This window comes from Phenylobacterium sp. (assembly GCF_031360265.1).
GTDB lineage: Bacteria > Pseudomonadota > Alphaproteobacteria > Caulobacterales > Caulobacteraceae > Phenylobacterium.
In genome coordinates, this window is sequence record NZ_JANMBF010000030.1 from 21434 (window position 1) to 28894 (window position 7461).

At 67.5% G+C, this 7461-nt stretch carries 5 protein-coding genes; 4 read left to right on the top strand and 1 reads right to left on the bottom strand.

The genetic code is table 11. From position 1 onward, the window contains the following. Positions 1 to 87: 87 nt before the first annotated feature. From RMN86_RS02610 to ppdK, 3 genes are read left to right on the top strand one after another with little or no spacing between them, the layout of a single operon-like run. Entirely contained in the window at positions 88 to 972 is an 885-nt protein-coding gene (locus RMN86_RS02610; RefSeq protein WP_309604267.1) for a glycine--tRNA ligase subunit alpha, read from the top strand. Between the two features lie 2 nt (positions 973 to 974). After that, positions 975 to 2975 carry a glycine--tRNA ligase subunit beta gene (glyS, locus tag RMN86_RS02615; RefSeq protein ID WP_309604268.1) on the top strand — a complete coding sequence of 667 codons (2001 nt, stop codon included), beginning with the start codon at positions 975 to 977 and terminating at the stop codon, positions 2973 to 2975. A 10-nt stretch (positions 2976 to 2985) separates the two neighbouring features. Further along, positions 2986 to 5682: a pyruvate, phosphate dikinase gene (gene ppdK / locus RMN86_RS02620; protein WP_309604269.1), complete on the top strand. Its 2697-nt coding sequence runs from the start codon at positions 2986 to 2988 to the stop codon at positions 5680 to 5682. A 4-nt stretch (positions 5683 to 5686) separates the two neighbouring features. On the opposite strand, the gene RMN86_RS02625 is transcribed toward ppdK, so the two are convergent. Continuing rightward, positions 5687 to 5932, bottom strand: a complete 246-nt coding sequence (locus tag RMN86_RS02625) for a hypothetical protein (RefSeq protein WP_309604270.1) — start codon at positions 5930 to 5932, stop codon at positions 5687 to 5689. A gap of 166 nt (positions 5933 to 6098) precedes the next feature. Between RMN86_RS02625 and RMN86_RS02630 the strand changes: the two genes are divergently transcribed. Beyond that, positions 6099 to 7325, top strand: a complete 1227-nt coding sequence (locus RMN86_RS02630; protein ID WP_309604271.1) for a M48 family metallopeptidase — start codon at positions 6099 to 6101, stop codon at positions 7323 to 7325. The last annotated feature ends 136 nt before the right edge of the window (positions 7326 to 7461 follow it).

Below are 7461 nucleotides of genomic sequence, written 5' to 3' on the forward strand. Positions count from 1 at the left end.
CTTGAAGCCAAGGTCGGCGGGCCCTATGGTCCGCCGACTTTTTTTGCGCCTGCGAACAAGCCCCTCCGAACCTCAAAAAAAAGCCTCATGCCCGACAAGCCGCTATCGTTTCAGGGCCTGATCCTGAAGCTGCACGAGTATTGGAGCGCCCAGGGCTGCGTGATCCTGCAGGCCTATGACATGGAGGTGGGGGCGGGCACCCTTCATCCGGCCACCGTGCTGCGCGCGCTGGGGCCAAAGCCATGGAAGGTCGCCTATGTGCAGCCCTCGCGCCGCCCGGCCGATGGGCGCTATGGCGAAAACCCCAACCGGCTGCACCAGCACCACCAGTACCAGGTGATCCTGAAACCCAACCCGGCCAACCTGCAGCAGCTCTACCTCGGCGCGCTGGAGGCCATCGGCATCGATCCCAGGGTCCACGACATCCGCTTTGTCGAGGACGACTGGGAGAACCCCACCGTCGGGGCCTGGGGCCTGGGCTGGGAAGTCTGGTGCGACGGAATGGAGATCACCCAGTACACCTACTTCCAGCAGGTCGGCGGACTCGACGTGTTCCCGGCGGCGGGCGAGCTGACCATCGGCCTGGAGCGGCTGAGCCTCTATCTGCAGAACGTCGATAGCGTCTACGATCTGCGCTACAACGACGAGTTCAGCTATGGCGACGTGTTCCTCGCCAACGAGCAGCAGTTCTCGGCCTTCGAGCTGGAGGTCGCCGACGTCGAGGTGTTCAAGCGCCAGTTCGAGGACATGGAACGCCAGGTCCCGCGCATCCTGGAGGCCCGTGGCCGCCAGGGCGAACAGCTGGTGCTGCCCGCCTACGACCATGTGCTGAAGGCCAGCCACCTGTTCAATGTGATGGACGCCCGCGGCGCCATCGCCGTCGCCGAACGCCAGAGCTACATCGGCCGCATCCGCGACCTCTGCAAGATGTGCGCGGAGGTCTACGTGGCCCAGCAGGGCGCGAACGCCTAGCGATGCCGCAACTCCTGCTTGAACTGTTCTCCGAAGAGATCCCGGCGCGCATGCAGGCGCAGGCGGCGCGGGATCTTGAGCGGATGGCGCGCGAGAAGCTGGCGGCCGAGGGGTTGCTGCCGGAGGCGCTGACCGCCTTCGCGGGCCCCAGGCGCCTGACGCTGGTGGCCGAGGGGCTGGCGGGCGCCCAGGCCGAACGCCACGAGGAACGCAAAGGTCCGCGCGTCGGCTCGCCCGACCAGGCCATCGAAGGTTTCCTGCGCTCGACCGGCCTGACGCGTGACCAGCTGACCGAGCGCGACGGGCTCTACTTCGCCCACCTCCACAGGCCCGGCCGCCCGACGCCCGCGATCGTCGCCGAGATGGTCGAGGCCATCATCCGCACCTTCCCGTGGCCCAAGTCGATGGTCTCGGGGACCAGCAAGCTGCGCTGGGTGCGTCCGCTGCAACGCATCCTCTGTGTCTTCGACGGCGAGGTCGTGCCCTTTGCGATCGACGGCCACGTCAGCGGCGACGTCAGCGAAGGCCACCGTTTCATGGGCGCCGCCAAGCCGTTCCGGGCGCGCAATTTCGACGAATACGCCGACGAACTGCGCGATCATTTCGTGGTCATCGACGCTGAGGAACGCAAGGCGCGCATCCTCGACGCCGCCCGCACGCTCTGCTTCGCGCGCAACCTTGAGCTCGTCGAGGACCAGGGGCTGCTGGACGAGGTCGCCGGCCTCGTCGAATGGCCGACGCCGGTGATGGGCGACATGGACCCCGGGTTCCTCGCCCTGCCGCCGGAGGTGATCCGCACGTCTATGCGTGTGCACCAGCGGTTCTTCGCCGTGCGCGACCCCGCCACCGGCAAGCTGGCCCCGCATTTCATCACCGTGGCCAATATCGAGGCCACCGACGGCGGCAAGCTGATCGCCAGCGGCAATGCGCGCGTGCTGTCGGCCCGGCTGTCGGACGCGCGGTTCTTCTGGACCGAGGACCTGCGGACCCGACTGGAAGACCGGCTGGAGAAGCTCAAGGGTGTCACCTTCCACGCCCGGCTCGGGACGATGCACGCGCGGGTGGAGCGGATCACCGCCCTGGCCGGCGAACTGGCGGCCTATACCGGCGCGGACAAGGCGCTTGCACAACAGGCGGCGCGCCTCTGCAAGGCCGACCTCGGCACGGGGATGGTCGGCGAATTTCCCGAACTCCAGGGCGTCATGGGCGGCTATTACGCCGCCAAGGAGGGCCTCGATCCGCAGGTCGTCGAGGCGATCCGCAGCCACTACCGGCCGCAAGGCCCGAACGACGACGTGCCGACGCAGCCGGTGGCCGCCACGGTGGCCCTGGCCGACAAGCTCGACACCCTGGTGAGCTTCTTCGCCATCGACGAGAAGCCGACGGGCAGCCGCGATCCGTTCGCGCTGCGCCGGGCCGCGCTCGGGGTGATCCGGATTCTGCTCCAGACGCGGGTGCGCCTGCCGCTGGGGACGTTCGCGTCGAACGACATGCTGGCCTTCTTCGCCGACCGCCTGAAAGTCCTGCTGCGCGACCAGGGCCAACGCCATGACCTCGTGGACGCGGTGTTTGCGCTGGGCGACGACGACCTGGTGCGGATCGTCGCCAAGGTGACGGCGCTCTCCGAATTCCTCGGGACCGAGGACGGCAAGAACCTCCTGGCCGGCTACAAGCGCGCGGTGAACATACTCAAGGCCGAGGAAAAGAAGGGCGTTCTGCCCGTCGGCGATCCGGCTGAGGTCGCGGGCGCCTCGCCCGAGGAGACTGCGCTGGTGAAGGCCGTCGGGGCCATGGAGACCCAGATGGATACGGCGCTGGCCTCAGAGGACTTCGCCGCCGCCATGGGGGCGCTTGCCGCCCTGCGCGGCTCCTTGGACGCCTTCTTTGACAAGGTTTTAGTGAACTCTGAGGTAGTTTCGGAACGGGATAATCGGCTGCGGCTTCTCGCCAAAGTCCGCGACGCCATGGGCCGTGTCGCGGATTTCAGCCAGGTTACGGGATAAGGGAATTTCGATGCCGGCCGCGACGATGACCAAGACGCGTTGGGTCTATGCTTTCGGCGGCGGCGCCGCGGATGGCGACGCCTCGATGAAGGACTTGCTGGGCGGCAAGGGCGCGAACCTGGCCGAGATGTCGTCGCTGGGCCTGCCGGTGCCGCCCGGCTTCACCATCACCACCGAGGCCTGCGTCCACTACTACGCCAACGCCAGGCAATACCCCGCCGACCTGCGCGAACAGGTGGCCGCCGGCCTGAAGGTCGTCGAGCAGCAGACCGGCAAGAGCTTTGGCGACGCGGCCAATCCGCTGCTGGTCTCGGTGCGCTCGGGCGCGCGGGCCTCGATGCCGGGGATGATGGACACGGTTCTGAACCTTGGCCTCAACGACCAGACCGTCGAGGGCCTGGCGAAGCTGGCGGGCGACCGGCGCTTCGCCTTCGACAGCTACCGGCGCTTCATCCAGATGTATTCCGCCGTGGTCCTGGGCCTGGACCACCACATGTTCGAAGAGACGCTGGACGAGCACAAGGAACGGCTCGACGTCACCATCGACACGGCGCTGTCGGCCGACGACTGGGAAGCCGTGGTCCGCGACTACAAGCAGGTCGTCGAGACCGAGCTTGGCCACGCCTTCCCGCAGGATCCGCACGAACAGTTGTGGGGGGCGGTCGGCGCGGTGTTCGCCAGCTGGATGAACGACCGGGCGAAATTCTACCGCCGCATGCACGACATCCCGGAAAGCTGGGGCACGGCGGTGAACATCCAGTCGATGGTGTTCGGCAACATGGGCGAGACCTCGGCCACCGGCGTCGCCTTCACCCGCAATCCATCCACAGGTGAAAATCGCCTGTACGGGGAATTCCTGATCAATGCCCAGGGTGAGGACGTTGTCGCCGGGATTCGCACCCCCCAGGCCCTGACCAAGATCGCCCGAGAGGAAATGGGCGAGAAGAGCCCGTCCATGGAAGAGGCGCTGCCGGACGTTTTCGTGCAGTTCAAGGCCGTCGTCGAGCGGCTCGAGACCCACTACCGCGACATGCAGGACATCGAGTTCACGGTCGAAATGGGCCGGCTCTACATGCTGCAGACGCGCAACGGCAAGCGCACGGCCAAGGCTGCGCTGAAGGTCGCCGTCGACCTGGCGTCCGAGGGCCTGATCACCCGCGAGGAAGCGGTGATGCGGGTGGAGCCGGGCTCGCTCGACCAGCTGCTGCACCCGACCATCGACCCGACTTCGAATCGCGAGGTCATCGCCACCGGCCTGCCGGCCTCGCCCGGCGCGGCCACCGGCAAGATCGTCTTCACCGCCGCCGAGGCCGAGATCCAGGGTGGATCGGCCGGCGCGGTGATCCTGGTCCGCGAGGAAACCAGCCCTGAGGACATCCGCGGCATGGACGCGGCCCGCGGCATCGTCACGGCGCGCGGCGGCATGACCAGCCACGCCGCGGTGGTGGCGCGCGGCATGGGGCGGCCTTGCGTCTCCGGCGCCGGCGAGATCCATATCGACGCCAAGGCCGGCGAGATGCGCGCTCGCGGGCGGACCTTCCGCGCCGGTGACACGATCACCATCGACGGCTCCACCGGCGAGGTGCTGTCGGGGGTGGTCAAGATGATCGAGCCGGAGCTGTCCGGCGACTTTGCCACCCTGATGACCTGGGCCGACGGCTTCCGGCGGCTGAAGGTCCGCGCCAATGCCGAGACCGCCGTCGACGCGCGCGCCGCCCGCCAGTTCGGCGCCGAGGGCATCGGCCTTTGCCGCACCGAGCACATGTTCTTCGATCCCGCCCGCATCGCCGCCGTGCGCGAGATGATCCTGGCCGACGACGAGGCTGGCCGCCGCGCGGCGCTGGCCAAGATTTTGCCCATGCAGCGGGATGACTTCGTCGAGCTGTTCGGGATCATGGAGGGCCTGCCGGTGACCATCCGGCTGCTCGACCCGCCGCTGCACGAGTTCCTGCCGCACACCGAGGAGGACGTGGCCGCCGTGGCCGCCGCCACCGGCCTCGACGCCGCCAAGCTGTTGCGCCGCGCCCAGGAACTGCACGAGGTCAACCCGATGCTGGGCCACCGCGGCTGCCGGCTGGGCGTCAGCTATCCCGAGATCTATGAGATGCAGGTCCGCGCCATCATCGAGGCGGCCTGCCAAGTCGCCGCGGCCGGCCGCCCGGCTCCGATCCCGGAAATCATGCACCCGCTGGTCGCCAAGGGCGAGGAGATGGCCTTCCTGCGCCAACTCACCGACCGGGTCGCCAGACAGGTGATCGCCGAGCAGGGCCGCGAGATCGAATACCTGGTCGGCACGATGGTCGAACTGCCCCGCGCCGCCATCCGCGCCGGCGATCTGGCGCAAAACGCCGAGTTCTTCTCGTTCGGCACCAACGACCTGACCCAGACCACCTTTGGCATCAGTCGCGATGACTCCGGCCGGTTTCTCAACGCCTATATCGACAAGGGAATCTTCGAGAAGGACCCCTTCGTCAGTCTCGACCAGGAGGGTGTTGGCGACCTGATCCGCATCGCCGCCGAGCGGGGCCGGGCGGTGAAGCCCGACGTCAAGCTGGGCATCTGCGGCGAACACGGCGGCGATCCGGCCTCCATCGCCTTCTGCGAGAGCGTCGGCCTGGACTACGTCTCCTGCTCAGCCTACCGGGTGCCGATCGCCCGGCTGGCCGCGGCCCAGGCCGCCATCGGCGAGCGCGAGAAGGACCGCTAGGCGCTCACCACCTCCAGGCCTTGGCGCTCGCCCGGCAGCCGCCGTCCTTCCAGCCCGTCCAGGCGCGTCCGCGGACCACCCGGCCGGCGCTCACGCCGGTCGCCTCGCCGTCCCGCAAGACCTGCTGGCCGTTGACCAGCACGCCGGAGACGCCGGTGGCCAGTTGTTGGGGCTTCACGAAGGTCGCGTGGTCGGTGACCGTCTTCGGATCGAACACCACGACGTCGGCGAAGTAGCCCACCATCAGCATCCCGCGCTGATGAAACCCCAGGTTGTGAGTGGGCAGGGCGGTGAGGCGGCTGTGGCGAAACGGTTCATCGGCGACTCCGAGCTTGGCTATTTCTAGCCCGCTTTGGGGCCTGACAAGCGCGACAATGTCTGGCCTCCTGCGGCCACAGGAAAATGGGGAGGCCCAGATGGTGCAAGGATTCGACCCGGCCGCGGCGACAGCGGCCTATCTCGCGCAACTGCCTCCGGAGGCTCACGCCAGGGCCACGGCCTATACGCAGGGCGGCCACTGGCTGTTGCTCTGGGGGACGCTGGTTTCGATCCTGGTCTCCTGGATCGTCATCCGCAGCGGGGTGCTGGTGCGCGTCCGGAGCGGTGTCGAAAAGACCCGGCCGCATCCCTGGCTGGCGGTCGCCGCGATTGTCGTCGTGGACACGGTCATCGAGAGCGTCCTGTCCTTGCCCTGGGACAGCTACGCGCACTGGTGGCGGGAGAAGGGTTATGGCCTGACCAGCCAGGCCTATGTCGGCTGGTTCACCGAGCGGCTGATCTCGCTATGCGTCGGCGCGGTGATCAGCGTGATCCTGTTCTCGCTGCTCTATTGGATCATCCGTCGCGCGCCGCGGACCTGGTGGATCTGGAGTTCGGTGGGCGTCGTCTTCGCCTTCATGGCCTTGATGCTGGTGCAGCCGGCGTTGATCGAACCGCTGTTCAATAGCTACAAGCCCGCACCGTCAGGCGCGATGCGCGACGAGGTGGTCGCCATGGCCAAGCAGGTCGGCGTGCCGTCCGACAAGATCCTGATCTACGATGGCTCCAAGCAATCCAACCGCTACTCCGCCAATGTGGCCGGCCTGGTCGGGACAGCGCGGGTGGCGATGAGCGACGTCATGTTCAAGAAGAACGCGGACCTGGCCGAGGTGCGCGGCGTGGTCGGCCACGAGATGGGCCACTATGTCCGCGGCCATATCCTGTGGGACGCCTTCGCCTATGGCGCTCTGGCCCTGGTCGGCTTCTACCTGGTCGGACGGCTGTTCCCGTGGGCGGCGAGCGTGTTGGGGGCCACGGGGGTGACCGGCCTTGCGGATCCCGCCGGGCTGCCGGTGATCAGCGTGATCATCTCGGTTCTGGCGCTCGTCGCGACGCCGCTGACCAGTTCGATCACCCGGTTGAGCGAGGCCGACGCCGATCACTTCTCGCTTGAGCATTTCAACGAGCCCGACGGCTTGGCCAAGGCCCTGGTCAAGACCATCGAATACCGCGCGGCGACGCCGTCCAGGCTGGAGGAGGTGATCTTCTATGACCACCCGGCCGTCGGAAACCGCATCCGCAGCGCCATGGACTGGAAGGCGGCGCATCCGAAGGCCGACGCGCCCGCCCCCGACACCCAGGCGCCCGCGCCACCGCCGCCCTAGTGTCCCGATTCCGAAGTTCGCGGGCGCCTGAGGCCGGTGCGGACGAACTTCGGGATCGATGAGGACACTAGCAAGCCTTTGTTTCCTAGTGTGCTTCTTGGATCTGAAGTTCGCTCAGAGCCTGATCCCTCAAGAA